The sequence below is a fragment of the Lacticaseibacillus huelsenbergensis genome (assembly GCF_029726355.1).
In the GTDB taxonomy this organism is placed as follows: Bacteria; Bacillota; Bacilli; order Lactobacillales; family Lactobacillaceae; genus Lacticaseibacillus; species Lacticaseibacillus casei.
This window is the reverse complement of sequence record NZ_CP120687.1, coordinates 1374211-1389831: the sequence shown is the minus strand read 5'-3', so window position 1 is coordinate 1389831 and position 15621 is coordinate 1374211. Positions and strand designations below refer to the sequence as shown.

General features: G+C 46.9%; 15 protein-coding genes. 3 read left to right on the top strand and 12 right to left on the bottom strand.

The window, feature by feature from the left end; translation table 11 throughout:
- Positions 1 to 32: 32 nt before the first annotated feature.
- Together LHUE1_RS06245 and LHUE1_RS06240 are read right to left on the bottom strand one after the other, a co-directional pair.
- Positions 33 to 329 (bottom strand): thiamine-binding protein, encoded by a 297-nt coding sequence (locus LHUE1_RS06245; RefSeq protein ID WP_049172914.1) that lies wholly within the window; start codon positions 327 to 329, stop codon positions 33 to 35.
- A 17-nt stretch (positions 330 to 346) separates the two neighbouring features.
- Positions 347 to 1066 carry an endonuclease III domain-containing protein gene (locus LHUE1_RS06240; protein WP_049172916.1) on the bottom strand — a complete coding sequence of 240 codons (720 nt, stop codon included), beginning with the start codon at positions 1064 to 1066 and terminating at the stop codon, positions 347 to 349.
- 124 nt (positions 1067 to 1190) lie between these two features.
- Between LHUE1_RS06240 and LHUE1_RS06235 the strand changes: the two genes are divergently transcribed.
- Positions 1191 to 2012 carry a metallophosphoesterase family protein gene (locus tag LHUE1_RS06235; protein ID WP_025013585.1) on the top strand — a complete coding sequence of 274 codons (822 nt, stop codon included), beginning with the start codon at positions 1191 to 1193 and terminating at the stop codon, positions 2010 to 2012.
- Positions 2013 to 2133: 121 nt separating this feature from the next.
- Here the strand turns inward: LHUE1_RS06235 and LHUE1_RS06230 are convergent, their stop codons facing one another.
- The 3 genes from LHUE1_RS06230 to LHUE1_RS06220 all read right to left on the bottom strand — a co-directional run bounded on the left by LHUE1_RS06230 (position 2134) and on the right by LHUE1_RS06220 (position 5952).
- On the bottom strand, positions 2134 to 3471 hold the full coding sequence (locus LHUE1_RS06230; protein WP_049172921.1) for a PTS ascorbate transporter subunit IIC: 1338 nt from the start codon (positions 3469 to 3471) through the stop codon (positions 2134 to 2136).
- A gap of 102 nt (positions 3472 to 3573) precedes the next feature.
- Positions 3574 to 4443 (bottom strand): class II fructose-bisphosphate aldolase, encoded by an 870-nt coding sequence (locus tag LHUE1_RS06225; protein ID WP_010489931.1) that lies wholly within the window; start codon positions 4441 to 4443, stop codon positions 3574 to 3576.
- A 12-nt stretch (positions 4444 to 4455) separates the two neighbouring features.
- Positions 4456 to 5952 (bottom strand): FGGY-family carbohydrate kinase, encoded by a 1497-nt coding sequence (locus LHUE1_RS06220; RefSeq protein ID WP_049172924.1) that lies wholly within the window; start codon positions 5950 to 5952, stop codon positions 4456 to 4458.
- A gap of 165 nt (positions 5953 to 6117) precedes the next feature.
- Here LHUE1_RS06220 and LHUE1_RS06215 point away from each other — a divergent pair, with 165 nt between their 5' ends.
- Positions 6118 to 6870: a DeoR/GlpR family DNA-binding transcription regulator gene (locus LHUE1_RS06215; protein ID WP_049172926.1), complete on the top strand. Its 753-nt coding sequence runs from the start codon at positions 6118 to 6120 to the stop codon at positions 6868 to 6870.
- A 132-nt stretch (positions 6871 to 7002) separates the two neighbouring features.
- Here LHUE1_RS06215 and LHUE1_RS06210 read toward each other — a convergent pair whose 3' ends face one another.
- Positions 7003 to 8193 (bottom strand): acetate kinase, encoded by a 1191-nt coding sequence (locus LHUE1_RS06210; protein WP_049172928.1) that lies wholly within the window; start codon positions 8191 to 8193, stop codon positions 7003 to 7005.
- 194 nt (positions 8194 to 8387) lie between these two features.
- A complete protein-coding gene (locus tag LHUE1_RS06205; protein WP_274784177.1) occupies positions 8388 to 9734 on the bottom strand; it encodes a replication-associated recombination protein A in 1347 nt (448 codons plus the stop codon).
- 158 nt (positions 9735 to 9892) lie between these two features.
- Between LHUE1_RS06205 and LHUE1_RS06200 the strand changes: the two genes are divergently transcribed.
- Positions 9893 to 10222 (top strand): hypothetical protein, encoded by a 330-nt coding sequence (locus tag LHUE1_RS06200; protein ID WP_025013579.1) that lies wholly within the window; start codon positions 9893 to 9895, stop codon positions 10220 to 10222.
- 104 nt (positions 10223 to 10326) lie between these two features.
- Here LHUE1_RS06200 and LHUE1_RS06195 read toward each other — a convergent pair whose 3' ends face one another.
- The 5 genes from LHUE1_RS06195 to LHUE1_RS06175 form a co-directional block, all read right to left on the bottom strand.
- Positions 10327 to 11310 carry a DUF805 domain-containing protein gene (locus tag LHUE1_RS06195; protein ID WP_277848279.1) on the bottom strand — a complete coding sequence of 328 codons (984 nt, stop codon included), beginning with the start codon at positions 11308 to 11310 and terminating at the stop codon, positions 10327 to 10329.
- 142 nt (positions 11311 to 11452) lie between these two features.
- Complete coding sequence (locus LHUE1_RS06190) at positions 11453 to 12904, bottom strand: helix-turn-helix domain-containing protein (RefSeq protein WP_049172935.1); 1452 nt, start codon at positions 12902 to 12904, stop codon at positions 11453 to 11455.
- 420 nt (positions 12905 to 13324) lie between these two features.
- Positions 13325 to 14410: a DUF916 and DUF3324 domain-containing protein gene (locus LHUE1_RS06185; protein ID WP_049172937.1), complete on the bottom strand. Its 1086-nt coding sequence runs from the start codon at positions 14408 to 14410 to the stop codon at positions 13325 to 13327.
- A gap of 81 nt (positions 14411 to 14491) precedes the next feature.
- Complete coding sequence (locus LHUE1_RS06180; protein ID WP_049172939.1) at positions 14492 to 15259, bottom strand: WxL domain-containing protein; 768 nt, start codon at positions 15257 to 15259, stop codon at positions 14492 to 14494.
- A gap of 2 nt (positions 15260 to 15261) precedes the next feature.
- Complete coding sequence (locus LHUE1_RS06175) at positions 15262 to 15612, bottom strand: hypothetical protein (RefSeq protein ID WP_049172940.1); 351 nt, start codon at positions 15610 to 15612, stop codon at positions 15262 to 15264.
- Positions 15613 to 15621: the final 9 nt, after the last annotated feature.

The following is a 15621-nucleotide window of genomic DNA, read 5'->3' as shown; positions in this document are numbered from 1 at the left end:
AGCTTGATGGCTGCTTGGCCACTCTTGGCTGCCTAATGCTTGAACTTATCGACCTTATCGGCAATCGTTAAGCCAGTATCTTCGGAAAAATAATTAATCTTGGCATACACCATCTGGGACGTACCGCCAGCTTTAGCCGTGACCACGGGGATCTGCTTCAAAATAGCCATTAGCTGATCGTAATCGCCTTCCATGGTTGTCTCAAACGCACTGACCTCGTAATTGACACCGGTTGATTGAATATAGGCAATCACCGCATCGACAACCTCCAGCACTTTCTTTTGATCCGGATACATTGGCAAAACCTGTACCGCAATACTTGCATTCATGAAATTCGTCCTCCTATTCACTCGTTGGATGATTCTTCTGCGTGACGCCACTTACCACTGCCAGGATCATCGTGCGGCGGTTCAACCTGAGTCGCTTCCGGTGGCCACTGATCTTCGGTTAGATTCGGTTGGAGTAAAAAGTGGTCGTCATAGGCATGCCGCACTTGCGTCTTCCCGTGCTCGTCGATCAGCGCATGCCATTCGCGCGCGTCATCCAGATTGATATCCGCCAGCAACGGTGCGAAATCGGCCTGCATTTTAGCGTAATTCGTGTACGGGCCAAACCCCAGCCGATTAAATAGCCGCATTGCATAAGTGTCCGCAACAAATGTCTTCTTGCCAAACGTGTACATTAGCATCACGTCAGCCGTTTCATTACCGATGCCGTTTAACGCCAGCAAGGTTTTTCGCAGCTGTTCGGTCGGTTTTTTGGCAATTTCGGTGAAACTGCCACCTTGGGCCACAAACCACACTAACAGATCATGAATGCGTTGCGCCTTCTGTCGATAAAAGCCCGCTGGCCGGACAAGTTCTTCAAGTTCGGCCTGCGACAATGCCAAAAGTTGCTTAACACTCATATATGGCCGCAAGTTATGGACAGCCTGCGCAACATTCTTGGAACTGGTCCGTTGAATCAAAATCATCATCAGCCAATCTTCCAGCGAATTTTGTTGCCACCAGTACTGTTTGCCATAATGTCGGCTCAAATTATGCATGACAATCAGCCGTTTATCCATCTTTTCACCCCTAACCATTTATTAATATCGCACAATCAGCAAAAAATAAAGTAAACTGTACGTAACGGTTATTTTAATCAGACCATAATCGCTCACGCAGGAAGACGTTGAGGAGGCGATTGCGATGACCATGATTGTTGTTTCGGATATTCATGGCAACTTAAAGACAATGGATCGAGTCCGTTTGATGCAGGAAAAGTACCCGCATGTACTGACGGTCTATCTTGGTGACTACATAGATGGCTACCCTTATGGCGGCCGCGTCTTGGCTCAGATTCATGAACAGGTTCAGGATAGTCAGGCGATCGCAGTGCGGGGCAACCATGATCAGATGCTCTTAGACTACCTGGCTGATAAAGATAATCCTTGGTTTATCAATGGCGGTAAAGCAACGTTGCGCCAAATGGTCAAGGATTTTGCGCCGACTGTCAAAGGAATGAGTCTTCGTGAAGCGGTGCGCACACATATGGCACCGTTAATCTCATTTATCGCGGAGATGCCAACCGCCATTGCTTTTGATAAGCTTTTGCTCATTCACGCCGGCCTAGACTTTTCGCTGGCAGACCCGTTAAAGGAAACAACGCCGTTTAACCGGATGTGGGTACGTGAACCTTATATCTATGATATGAAGCAAACCCAAAGTCGTAAACACCCGATTTTTGCGCATAACCCGCTTAATAAAACCATGATTACGGGTCACACGCCGACCGCGCTGATTTATGGCGAATATGAGGATCAGGTTAAGCCGCCGATCGCCGAAACGACTTTTACCGGGGGTTATCCGAAATGTCCGGTCAAGGTTATCCAATACCCAGGCGAATCGCCGCGTTACTTTATTGATGGCGGCAATCACATGGGCTTCAAAGCCAATTACGGTAATATCTGCGTTTTTGACGAAACAAAGGGCGTCATGATTGACTCGGATCAAGGGATCAATGCTGAATGAACTTGTTAGCTAGCGAACGCCACAGAAGTCTTGCTAACCCCAAGAGTATAAAAAAGATGCAAGCAGCAAATTAGCCGCCTGCATCTTTTTTTGTCTGACTCCACTCATCAGACCCAGTAAATTAATCAACCAACTTCTTCTTGTGCAAAGCACTGAAGACAAATGGGAAGGCAAAGATGATTAGTGCTGCGATCATAATCGGCCACTTGCCGACTTTGGCAATGAGTCCCAAGATAACGCCGATGGTATTGAAATCACTATCAGACCAATATGTTGTGGTGTAGCCCAAACCACCGTAAAGACTGGTGGCAATCAGTGGCAGGAAGCTCAAGATGATGCCACCGAGAAATGGTCCAATCAAAGCGCCTTTTCGACCGCCAGTGGCATTGCCAAAGATGGCTGCAATCCCACCGCAGAAGAAGTGCATGACGATCCCTGGGATGACAATGGTGGTTCCGATCAAAATCTGAACGCCCATGGAAAGCAGACCGCCAAGTAGGCTGACCAGGAAGCCCGCGAGCAAGGCATTAGATGTACCTTTGAACAGAATAGCGAATGGATAACCAGGTACAGCACTTGGCACAATCTTTTCACTGAATCCTTTGAAGGCTGGGGTAATTTCTGCCAGTAACATATTAACGCCTTGGACCAATACGATGATCCCGGCTGTGAATTGTGCGGCCTGCAGCAACGCCCAAACATATGGATTCAGGTTAGTCAATTTACCAACATAAGCCGGACCGGCCACCGCGGTCACAACGAAGAACAGAATGGTCATGACGATGGTCACCGAAACGTTACTATCTTGCAGAAAAGCTAATGATTTCGGGAAATTAATATCTTCAATAGATTTTGACTTTTTATCTTTATTGACTAGCGAACCGATTTTAGCAGACATCCAGTATTCCAGCGTGCCGAAGTGGGCAAAGCTCATGTCGTCGCGGCCTGTGATAATTTTCATCGTTGGGTGGGCAATTGCCGGGAAGACGCAGAGGATCACGCCGAGGGTCATGGAACCAAAGACAATCGCTTCAAGCGTATTCAAGCCGCCTAAAAGCATCACCGGTGTCAAGCAACACGCCATGTAAAAAGCATGGTCGCTTGATAGAAAAATATATTTGAACTTGGTGATGCGGGCCAGCACAATATTCAACACAAGTCCGAAGACGAAGATAAAGGTGGCAACCGTGCCATATTTTGCGACGGTCACACCGATAGCAGCTTCGTTACTTGGAATCATGCCGTGCATGTTAAAGGCCTTGGTGAACAGCTTAGCGAAGTTATTCAAAGCGCCAACGATGATGTTGGTGCCAGCCAACATGACGACAAACCCGATAAATGCCCGCACCGTGCCGCCAATTACTTCGGTAAAAGGCTTACGCAGCGCAATCAGCCCTACGCAAACAACTATTCCGGCAATGATGGAAGGCTGGCTAAGCATATCGACCAGAAATTTCATGAATAAAAACCTCCTTGTGATGAGCGTAAACTAAAGCGCTCACATTCCTTCTCTAAAAACAAGCGGACAGCATCACGGCTATCCGCCTGCTTTCTAAAGTGATTAAGCCTTCCCTGCCGAACCAAAGACGCGCAGACGACCGCGAATTTCTTTTTCGACCATTTCGGTTTCCCAGATGCTGGCGTCTGAGATGAATAGTTGTTTGTCGCTATCATCCTGTTCCAACTTCTTTTGAACGCCTAAGGCAACGCGGTGAACCATTTCGGAATAGTAATTGATCTTGCAGATGCCATTTTCAACGGACTTGCGATATTCTTCATCAGTCAAGCCGGATGCACCGTGAACAACTAATGGGAAGTTAACCAAATCAGAAATTTCCTTCAACCGACTGAAGCTCAAGTGCGGCTTTTGCGTGTAAACACCATGAACCGTCCCATACGCAACCGCCAGCATATCGATACCGGACTCTTCAATGAACTGTTTGGCTTCTTGCGGGTTGGTGTAAGTTTTGTCCAGATCCGCATAATCCACTTTCTTATCCCCGCTACCTTCACGATTCATTGGCCCGAGTTCGGCTTCAACCGTGATATCCAACGGCTTGCAAATCTTCACGATTTCTTTGGTCTGCGCCAGATTATCGGCAAAATTCTCCTGCGATGCATCGACCATGACCGAGGTAAATCCAAGCCGAATCGCCCGCATAATATTGTCAAAAGTCTCGCCATGGTCAAAATGAACCGCAACCGGAACGCTTGCTTTGCGGGCAATATTCAGCATCACCGGCGCAATCACGTCTAGTGGCACATACTTATCATGCAACTCCGCAAACTGAATAATGACCGGTGAGTTTTCTTTCTCGGCAGCGCCAACAATCCCGCGGATCATTTCGATGTCGGTGACGTTAAACGAACCAACTGCATAGTGACCTTCCTTAGCCTTTTTAATCATTTCTTTTGTGTTTACTAAAACCATAATATTTTCCTCCTATAAGCTCCGTAACTTCTTACCAAATGCATACAGTTGCTGATACTTTTTATACTGGTGATTGTAAAAGGCAACATTCTCCGGAATCGGCTTGAAGACTTTATCGATCGAAACTAACTTCTTCATGGCGGTTTCAAAAGAATCAAACAAACCAACCGCAACGCCAGCCATGATAATGACACCCATGGTTCCTGATTCCTTCATATGAACACGGCCGACTTCGCGGTTAAAGACATCCGCTTTGATTTGCAGCCAAGTATCTGACCGCGAACCGCCGCCAGTCGCCCGCAAATGATTGACATGCATCCCGCCGGCTTCCATGTTGTCCAGATTCATGCGCATCTCGAAAGCCACGCCTTCCATCAATGCCCGATAAATATCAGGTTTTCGGGTTGCACCGGAGAGTCCGAGGATCATGCCGCGTGCATCTTCATCAAAGTAAGGAACCGCTGCACCGGAAAAATGTGGCAGAACCAACAAATTCGTTGGCTTTTTCGGTACATATTTATCAAAGATGTTGTAGACGCTGACCCCTGATAACTCGGCCGCCTGAACTTCTTCAAAACCAAACGTGTCACGATACCATTTGAGCGATGTGCCGCCATCATACATGTAAGCAATGGTGGTATATTTGTTATCCAGATACGGCACCGTCGGATAATTCTTTTTGGCATTCTCCTTGAGATGGCTGGTATCTGTGAAAATTGGTGAAATATTATCGACCGAACCCATCCCGTCAGTGGCATCACCGACATCGATGGTTCCGGCGCCAATCGATACACAAATTTGGTCATGGGCACCGGTGACAAGTTTCATGTCAGCGTTAATACCTAACTCAGACGCCAACTCCGGCTTGATCGTCCCAACCACGGTGCCTAGGCGGTAACACTTCGGCAAGAGCTTGCGATCAATGCCGGCTGCTGCCAAAATGTCCGAATCCCAGTCATTGGTCGAAACGTTAAATGCCAGCGACCGATCAGCCAGGGTGTAATCAATCGCATCAACATTACCAAGTTTGTATAGGATATAAGCGCCGTAAAGCAGGATACGATGAATCTTTCCATAAAGTTCCGGACGGTGTTTTTTGATCCACATGATCTTAGGTACCGCGAATGTCACCGCCGGATTCAACCCGGTTTTATTCCTGATGTCCTCAGCCGAAATCCGTGTCAGCAGATCTTTTAACTCATCTTTGCCGCGGCTATCCGTCTGCAACATCGTATTCATCAGCGGCTGTCCTTGATCATCAACCGCAACAAATGCTTCGCCGAACGATGAAACACTGACGGCTAGTACATCTTCCTTAACGAATTTTTTTGATTCCTGAATGACCTCCTTCGTTGCCGACCAGACCACGCTTGGATCCAGCTCGTATTCACCTTCCCTGGGAACCGACGTCTCATATTCCCGGTAGGCAGCAGAGAGAATGTTGCCTTGATTGTCTGTGATCGTACTCTTTACCCCGGTTGTACCGAGATCCAATCCCATAAGTGCCAATGTGAGAACCTCCTTCGCTTTCGTAAACCGCTTTCATAGTGTAGTATATGAGTTGTGAAAAATATTGACAACACGTGACGAGTAAATCGATAATTTTTCATATTTTTACAAATATGTGGTATATTTTTGCATAAATTCATTCAAATTAGGAAAGAAGGCGCTTTAATGGTTTCTTTTCAACGGCAAGAGCAAATTCTGAAAATTTTAAACACACAACAATTCGCTCGGTATAGTGACTTGGCTAAGCAACTTTTCGTCAGTCCCGCTACCGTCAGGCGTGACACACTGGATATGGAAAACCGCGGTTTGATCAAACGGGTTCTAAATGGCGTAACGCTAAGCGAGGAACCTGAAGACGTCCCTTATGATTATTCGGTGACTTTAAATTTGGATGCTAAGCGAACGGTCGCATCAAGGGCAGATCGGTTGATCAAAAGCGGTATGAGCCTTTTTATTGATTCGAGTACGACTGCTTTGGTTTTAATTCGCGAATTAAGTGCTATTGATGAGCTGTACATTGTCACAAACGGGATTCTGGTTGCACTTGAAGCTTCCAAACATAACGGTTGGCACGTTAATCTTGTTGGCGGTGCGGTCAATAAAATGCTGGAAAACATTAGTGGCGACCGAGCGACGCGTGACATTGAAAATTACCAAGCCGATCTGGCAATCTTCTCGTGTCGCGGACTGATTGCTGCCGGTGCAACTGATGCTAACGACCAGGAAGCCAACATCAAGCGGGCGTTTGCGGCGCACGCAGACCAGGTCATGTTGCTGGTAGATCACACCAAAGTTGGCAAACATCAACTCTATATGAGTGCACCCATGAATACGCTGGATTACATTGCCACTGACAAGGCCATGCCTGAAGATATCGTCAGCACCGCGCGAGCGAACCATGTGCAGATTTTTGACTAAAGCCACGAAGCTTTAGTGAGGGCAAAAAAATAGACGCTAGATGACAAGCGATAAAGCTTGTTTCTAGCGTCTATTTTGGGTTTGTGTTGTGACAAACCCTTTATCGTGATCGTTGCAATCTGTTCTGGATCCTTAGCTTAAGGCCATCACGTCGCGCACGATCATTAACTCTTCGTTCGTCGGCACCAGTAACGTCTTGACCGTTGAATCAGGCGTGCTGAGATCGGTTTCGACACCATGTGACTTGTAATTGAGATCATTGTCGATCTTGGCGCCGAGGTAGCCCAGTGAGCGCATAATCTTGTCGCGGATTTCATCCCCATTTTCGCCGATACCGGCAGTGAAAATAAGTGCGTCTACGCCGTTCATCAAGGCTGCATAAGAGCCAACATACTTCACAACCCGATTGACAAAAATATCCAATGCGAGTTTCGCCCGCGGATTCGTATCTTCGGCCGCTTCCAAGTCCCGCATATCGTTGCTTAAACCGGAGATGCCCAGTAACCCGGAATCGTTATTGAGAATATGGATCATCTGGCCAACATCCGGAATATCCAGTTTCTTCATCAGGTAAGCGACTAGGGATGGATCAATATCCCCAGAACGTGTGCCCATCGTCACCCCGGCAAGAGGCGTAAAACCCATGGAGGTATCAATGGACTGGCCATCTTTAACTGCGGTGATACTGGAACCTGAGCCCAAATGCATGATAATCATCCGCAAGTCTTCCAATGGTTTGTTCAGCATTTCAGCAGCACGAGCGCTCACGTAACGCACACTGGTACCATGCGCGCCATACTTACGCGCGCCATACTTTTTGTAATAATCATAAGGAATGCTGTAAAGGAAGTTCTCAGGCTGCATGGTTTGATGAAAGGCCGTATCAAAAACCGCTACTTCTGTCGCCCACGGCATCATTTTCATGAAAACCGCAATATAATCAGCTTCAACCGGATTGTGCAATGGCGCATAGTCACGCAGGTTTTGAATCTGCAGCAACGTCTCATCGTCAACGACAACGGATTCAGCAAAAACTTCGCCACCGGCAACAACCCGGTGACCAACACCGATAATTTCATGCAAATGCTCGACTAAGCCCAAAGACTTGATATTGCCCATCAAACTGGCAACTGCTTCTTGGTAGTTGGCAATCGGCGTATCACTTTCGTATTTTTGACCGTCACCATATTTAATTTTAACTTTCGATTGTGGCTGGCCCAAACGATCAACCAAGCCCTCGGCCAATTGAACCTCAGCCGGCATATCAAAAAGTTTCCACTTCAGGGTAGAACTGCCTGCGTTGACTGCGAGAATCTTCGCCATTTTTTTATTCCTCCTATAGATAAGTGAGCGCGAACCAGTGCGGTCAGGGACCGGAGCATAAGTGGCCTTGGGCGTGATGGCCCGATCTTGGCCATTGCGACCAAGGTCCTTATGTGCAGGTCCTGCACTGGTGAGCGCGTTATAGTGAGCGCGTTATGATGAGCGCGAACCAGTGCGCGCCGGTATCGTCCCAATCACGACTTTTCCTTAGTATCCGGTGGTGTAGGGGTAGGGTGTTGCGCGTGCCATGCCTTAATCTGTTCGAGTCGTTCTTTGACTTTCTCTTCGCTACCTTGATCAGTAGGATGATAGTAAGTTCGCCCCACCAGATTATCCGGCATGGTCTGCATCGTTGTCAGCTTGTCTTTGGCATTGTGGGCATATTGGTAATCTTTCCCATAACCGAGATCCTGCATCAAATCAGTTACCCCGTTACGAATTTGAAGCGGGACCGGTTCAGCCAATGTTTCGGTTGCATCTTTTTTGGCGGCACCATAAGCCGTATAAAGCGCATTGGATTTGGGTGCCAGTGACAAATAAGTAACGGCATGGGTTAGGTGCACCGTGCACTCCGGCATACCGATAAACTGACATGCCTGATACACGGTGACGGCGATTTCCAAAGCTCGGGAATCGGCCATGCCAATGTCTTCACTGGCAAACCGAACTAGGCGGCGGGCAATGTACAATGGATCTTCGCCTGCCTCTAGCATGCGGGCCAACCAATAAATGGCCGCATCCACATCAGAATTGCGCATCGACTTGTGTAATGCCGATATCAGATTATAGTGCTCTTCCCCGTTCTTGTCATACAATAAGGCCTTTTTGGTCAATAATTGTGCGACATCTGCCTGCGTAACCGAGACAACATCCCCTTTGGTCTCGGCGTTCGTGACCGCCATTTCCAGCGTATTCAACGCAATCCGCGCATCGCCATTGGCAAAATCGGCAATTTGCCCCAACAGCTTTTTGCTGATCTTCACCTTCTGCAAGCCATAACCGCGTGGATCCTTCAGCGCTCGTTGCAACAAATCAACCAGTTCCGCACTGGTCAGACCATGCAAAACGAACACACGCGTCCGCGACAGTAACGCAGCGTTCACTTCAAACGACGGATTCTCGGTCGTGGCACCAATCAGGATAATGCTGCCTCGTTCGACATACGGTAAAAAAGCGTCCTGCTGGGCTTTATTAAACCGGTGAATTTCGTCAACAAACACAATCGTTTTTTGACCCAGTTCGCGATTCTGCTCAGCCTCTTTCATCACCTGCTTAATCTCCTTGATCCCGCTGGTGACGGCAGAAAACGTCACAAACTGTGCTTTGGTTCTCCTGGCAATAATCCGCGCCAGGGTCGTTTTACCAACCCCAGGCGGACCCCAGAAGATCATCGAGCTAATCTCATCATGTTCAATGAGATTGCTCAACACCTTATTCTTGCCTAACAGGTGGGTCTGGCCGACAAACTCATCGAGCGTTTGTGGCCGCATCCGACTCGCCAACGGCTGAAAGTTACCATTTTGAAACAGACTTTGATCCATATGCTCACCCCCGATCAACGTCCAGCCCTAATTTTAAGCGTTTTCAAGCTGCGACGCAATCATTCCATTGTTCTATTATTGTGTTAACATAATGATAAGTAAATTCATAACCACCCGACGTTGTCACAACAACGTACGCAGGCCCCAGGAGGGATAAAATGGCACAACCACCTTCATCGCTAGAAGGATTTCCAAAAGGCGAATTTGCGGCTTTTTCAACCGCTAAAATGACCCACTTCCTACCTTACTCGCAGGACACAACTACGAAAGATCTGAAGGGATTCTTCGGCACCAACTTCCAATACCTCACCAAAACACCAATCGGTCGGCTCAAAATCGAAATTCCGAATACGGAACCGCTCATCGTTCAATATGGCGAAATCATCGCCCGTTTCACCAACGGCAAGTTCAAAGTCATCGACAGCACCTACTTCCACAAGAACTTCAACGATCCATTGGTTGATGAGGATTCAAAGGGCATTTATTGAGTCAACTGACATGTTGTGAAACAAATTAAAAAGTGCTCGTCTTCGTTTGAGAAGTCGGCACTTTTTTTGATGAACCCGTCATTGTTTGGTGCAAAATACGGTTACTATTGGTCGCCTAAATTCTTAGGCGGTAAGGCAAGAATGACGATCTGCACGATAACGAGAATCAACGGAATTAAAGTTAAAACAAGGTTCTTGTTGCTTGCTTGAAGAGCCGAGACGAAATTCGACACGACATAAAAAGCAACAAACCACCATGGACTAATGCCTGCATCTCTGAACCGGCGCCAAGTTACTGTCAACATCGGCAAAGACAACATAGACCATGCATAGAAAATAGCAAGGAACAGAACAACTAAAATGACAGCACCAAAGCCTAATGAATTAAAAATATGTGCTGCATTTTGCGGTTCTATTTTTCCTGCAGCAGCTACCCCAACAAATGTGGCAACTAGTGACAAAATAACGAATAATCCTGTAGGGACCATAATGAGGACAGAAAATAAAATACTCCACCAATACTGACTCCGACTAGATGTCCCGGTAAAGTCGCCGCCGCGAAGGAAGAGATTTTTAACGGCTGCACCAAAACCTACGCCAACTGTGCTAGGCGAATGTGGTTGAACCGGAAAAGGCTTCACTTCCTGCTCACGGCTCGGTAACACCAAGATAATTAAAGTTACCAGTGCCGCAACGATCGGTAGAATGAACAATGGCAACAGTCCCATGCCACTCGCCGCCATTAGTGGTCCGGCTAAAGCCACGATCACTAATACTAGATACAACCAAGGGCTAACCTTGGCATCACGAAACCGCCGAATTGTCAGACTTAGTTGGGGATAACCTAAATACCCAAGCGCAATTGCTGGCAACATCACCAGCGTTTGCAAAAGACTAGCGCCAAAAGACTTTTCGCCATTAAGAATCGCGGGCCCGGTGACACCGATCAAAACGCCGGCCACAACGCCGACTAGAATTTGAGCTAGAAACACCCACCAATACTGCGCACGTGAACTAACACCTTTGAAGTCACCAGCACGAAAGAAGAAGTCCTTTATCGCTGGCCAAAAACCATTTTCTCGTTCCATAGTGCCTCGCCTCCAGTTGTGAATATCGTGAGTATAACATAAGAAATCTATAGATCAAAAAAAGATACGCTTGGATAAAAAAACTAGTTGTGTGAAACACTCACGTTTAATCACTCTAGGTGCAGACTGCTACAGTAGTCGTTCAAACACCATTCGGCACTAAGCGAAACGCTAAAAGCTCGCTAATCAAATGCTCCCAATCCTCCGCCCGCGGTGGCGAAAGCCAGATCACTTTAGGAATATCGGTATGCCGGTACGCGTTAACCAAATCAGTAATGATCAGGCGTGTCTTCGGCTGCACTTCATTGGTGACCTTGACATTTAACATCGAGAATCGCTTGATCCCCCGTTCAATAATGGTGTTGTAAGCTTCCCCCAAAGTGAAATCAACGCAAACATACAGTGGTTCAAGCACACTACTCAGCGGCACATTCGCCACCAGTGTCAGTAAGCAACGATAAAAAATGAATTGGGCCTGCTGATCATCTAGCGCGGCTTCTTGTTGTTGCACATAGGTCTGACAATATTCAAAAAACTCCGGAAACGTTCTGGCAAAATAAGCAATTTCGGTATGATATTCAAAGAAACCACTTCTAAGCGGAAAGGCAACAACATCAATCCAGCATTTATCAACTTCATAAGTGATATTTTGCTTCGCTTCCAACGTTAATGTAACACCAAACCGTTCTTCAAATCCACGAATAAAGTCGCTGCTTCTTTGTGTCACTTCATCCGGAAAAATCACTGCCGGAGCGGATATGATCCCCACAATCGCAAGAAACGTACCTAGGTAATCACACTCATTGTTGATAGCTTGCTCATCGGCGGGAAAATGAGTCTGAAAAATCGCAATCACTTTGCTCCGTTCTTCAAGCGCCTGCTGCCGGATTTTGCTGATCAGTTTGGCAACTTCCGGTGAAGTCGCAACGAAATAGCCTTGTTGAAATCGCAATAGGCTAGCGAGCAAATAGGCTTTGGTTTCAATCAGCTGACTCATTGATGGCGCAATGGCCGGCGTGTCAATCAGCTCAAGAAGTTCATGCAAGGCTGTCCGAATCTCGTTATCAAACGTTTCTTCACCGACGTGGGTAATGATGATAAGTTCCGCCAATAATAAGCGAATGGCTAACTCATCACCGGTCAGCTCGCTGTTATTGTTAAGGTTAATCCCCCATTTTTGCAGCGTTTGGCGCAGCGCCGTGAAACGTTTATACATAAATGTATAACTGACATAATGTGCTTCCGCAAAATCATAGAGATCAAAATTCTGCCGTTGCATCACTAGCAACATCAGGATTTTAATTTGGTAGGAGCGCTCAAGATAATGATTCAAAAAGACGAAAATGTTGGTGTTGTGATTTTTATGCAAAGTTGTCGTCGTGTCGGTCACTTCAATATCAAATAAACCAGACAGTTGAAACGTATCAATGTCATCGGCAATCTCTTTAGTCCGCCGTTTAAAGAGATAATACGAAATATCCAGTTTGTGTTGTAATTCACTATTCCTCAGTCTCTGGTTTGGATGTTGATCAAGATAATGCAGCAGCTGGAGTTTCTTTTGATCATTTTTTTCCATCAATTCAGATAATCTCATAAATACCACCCTCACCTTAAGACTAAAACCAACCCGCTTACCTGATGTCGTGCCTTCACCTAATGATCAAATACCCACATCATCAATGAAATCAAGCTTTCAATTTTGCTTTTACACAATCCAAATCACATACATGACTAAAAATTCGCACAATTAGGCTGTCAGCGTCCTCAGACGTTGGCAGCCTAATGTGCGGATTTTAAATCTGTTGTTTAAGTTGGGCGCCGCTTGAAAATGCTCATTTTTTTAATAAGCGCGTTCATCGCGTTCATTATGAAGCAAAATAGTTGGTTGGGTTGCAACTACTTTTAACCTAAGCCAACTCATTCATATCCTTAGGTACTGCCCGTTGAGCGCCGCTTGATCCGAAGTCAAAAGAAGTATCAATGTTTACCCTAGATTGTAACATGTTTAATCTACTCATTCACGTTCCGTGCTTTTTTTGTGCTTGCGTTTTAGCAGCACAATCACCAATAGCACAATGACGATGAGCAAGATTGCGACCACTGCCAGCAATGCATAGACCCACCAATGATTGGTTGACTTCAGGGTCACATCTTTTTGATTCAGATTCTTGGCAGTATGGTCGGTAATGGTAAATTCTTTGGTCAATGTCCAGTGATTTTGATAGCGTTGTTTGGCACTGTTGGTTTGCCGCGTCACCTTGCCATCCGAACTTTGGTTACCATAGACCTCTAGTTGGGCAATGTAAGTGCCTGGCTCTAAGGCTTTCCCTGCCAAGGCGATCGGAAAATCGAAAGTCGTGTTAGGGGCTAACTGCATGCCTTCTTTTTTAACACGATAAAGCACCTTTTTGGCCCCTTTGGCATGCACATTCGCGTCAATGGCAACTTTATTGATGAACGTCGGAGTGATGTTTTCCAGAGACGCGGAAATGACGTTGCGATAGTTCACCTGGCTCGGTTTAACGGTATTCAATTTCAGGTCGGGCGTAACCGGCTGGGTCGTCTGTTGAAGCACAAGGCCAATGACGTAGGAAAACCGGTTGTTGATCGACAATCCCTTGCCTTTTTCTTCATTGGCCTGATCCTCCGTTTGATGCTCTTTGAGCGTGATCCCACCGGCCATCTGCCCTTTCAAGGCGGCATCAGGCATGGTGACATCTAAATTCAAAATCGTATTGCCCTTAGCCGGAATTTTGATTTGACTAGGTGCTTTGACATGATCCTTGAGATTAAACGCAAGGCTTTTGGCCGGTTTAATGTCGTTCGGACTATATTCCACCACGCCATTAATGTTGGTTGTCGCGCTAGCAATGCCGACATCGACTTCGACCTCATTTTCGGTATCATTACGTAGATCAACGTGAAGGGTTTGCTTAGCGCCGCGATCCATCTTGATGTCAAAATAACTGACATCTGTGTGCACCTGATTGTCTGGCAGCTGAGCCTTTGCGGCAAAATTCAATTCTGAACCAAAAACATGCACGGCAGGGGTCAACAACATGGCAACAAACGCTGCTAAACAGAAAAGTATTTTCTTCACGGAAATCTCCTTTTTAAAAATGGTGTCTCGAGGCTATCGGCAAAATCATACTAACGCTGGCTAAAATCCGGTTATTTTTGACTAAGGCTTAGGTGTTACGTTGGCCGGGGTTGATTCTAAGGTCCAAGTTAACGCGGTAACGTAAGCCTTGGCCATCTTCGGTGTCTTACCCGGAACTGACAATTCAACGGAACGGCCCATTTGCTTGTCGTCACCGAAGCGGTAGATCCATGTGCCCATCCCTTGGTCCTTGACCGCTTCAACCGGGGCAATCTGGGCGGTGCCCGGAATCAATTCAAATGATGCCAAACCGGTTGGGGCGTACTTCGAATCGGTGGCTGAAACCAGACTCGCATTCTTGAATTTCAGTTGCGCGCCGATCAATTCGCGGGTAGCATCATCTTTCACGGCGAACTGTTTGTCTTGCTTCACTTTCAAGGTCCAACCTTCAAAAGTTCCACGCTTATCGGAAACCTGCACATAATTAGGCCGGTCAACCGTCGTGCCATCTTGTTGGGTGAATACTTGTGGCTTCGCATAGTATTTGGCATCATCGCTACTGATCGCTGCTTCGCCGAACGTAAAGCTGGAAGCAAAGTCCAGTGACAGCGGGCCGCTTGTCCCCGGTGTCGGGTTGCCGCCTGGATTACTTGGATCGATCGGCTTAATTGGATTAGGATCGGTAGGATCAAGCGGATCTTTCGGACCAGTACTTGAATTGTCGGCTTTAAACGTCACCTCACCGTTTGAAATCATGTCGTTTGCTGAGGCTGCATTGACTGCTGCCGGTGCTACAAGTCCTACCAAAGTTAATCCCAATAACGGTGCTGTCCAGATACTCTTCTTCATTTTTATTTTCCTTCTTCCTTATCTTCTTTGTGTTGTTTGATGATGAAAAACAGGAGCATGGTGACGATCAACAAGCTGCCGATTAAGCCGTAAAGTATTTCCGGCCGCTCCCCAAGTCGCGGAACGAGTCCGGACCTGGACGGCGGGGCTTGTGACGTCGCTGGTGGCTGATGTTGCTGGTGACTTGACGCCTGAGCCGATGGTGCCGCTGATGGTTGTTCAGGCTCAGATGCTGCCGGTTCAACAAAAACAACCTCACCTGTCGACGTGTACTGACTATCTGCAATGGCAACGAGTCGTGGGTGGCAGGCGAGTCCCAGCAAAAGAACAGCCAGTGGCAACCATTTTTTCATTTGGCTTAT

Excerpts from the sequence above, each read along its gene's own strand:
- LHUE1_RS06195 (WP_277848279.1), bottom strand. The coding sequence starts at position 11,310 with ATGGAACGAGAAAATGGTTTTTGGCCAGCGATAAAGGACTTCTTCTTT.
- LHUE1_RS06225 (WP_010489931.1), bottom strand. The coding sequence starts at position 4,443 with ATGGTTTTAGTAAACACAAAAGAAATGATTAAAAAGGCTAAGGAAGGT.
- LHUE1_RS06190 (WP_049172935.1), bottom strand. The coding sequence starts at position 12,904 with ATGAGATTATCTGAATTGATGGAAAAAAATGATCAAAAGAAACTCCAG.
- LHUE1_RS06230 (WP_049172921.1), bottom strand. The coding sequence starts at position 3,471 with ATGAAATTTCTGGTCGATATGCTTAGCCAGCCTTCCATCATTGCCGGA.
- LHUE1_RS06215 (WP_049172926.1), top strand. The coding sequence starts at position 6,118 with ATGGTTTCTTTTCAACGGCAAGAGCAAATTCTGAAAATTTTAAACACA.
- LHUE1_RS06240 (WP_049172916.1), bottom strand. The coding sequence starts at position 1,066 with ATGGATAAACGGCTGATTGTCATGCATAATTTGAGCCGACATTATGGC.
- LHUE1_RS06245 (WP_049172914.1), bottom strand. The coding sequence starts at position 329 with ATGAATGCAAGTATTGCGGTACAGGTTTTGCCAATGTATCCGGATCAA.
- LHUE1_RS06175 (WP_049172940.1), bottom strand. The coding sequence starts at position 15,612 with ATGAAAAAATGGTTGCCACTGGCTGTTCTTTTGCTGGGACTCGCCTGC.
- LHUE1_RS06235 (WP_025013585.1), top strand. The coding sequence starts at position 1,191 with ATGACCATGATTGTTGTTTCGGATATTCATGGCAACTTAAAGACAATG.
- LHUE1_RS06180 (WP_049172939.1), bottom strand. The coding sequence starts at position 15,259 with ATGAAGAAGAGTATCTGGACAGCACCGTTATTGGGATTAACTTTGGTA.
- LHUE1_RS06210 (WP_049172928.1), bottom strand. The coding sequence starts at position 8,193 with ATGGCGAAGATTCTCGCAGTCAACGCAGGCAGTTCTACCCTGAAGTGG.
- LHUE1_RS06205 (WP_274784177.1), bottom strand. The coding sequence starts at position 9,734 with ATGGATCAAAGTCTGTTTCAAAATGGTAACTTTCAGCCGTTGGCGAGT.
- LHUE1_RS06200 (WP_025013579.1), top strand. The coding sequence starts at position 9,893 with ATGGCACAACCACCTTCATCGCTAGAAGGATTTCCAAAAGGCGAATTT.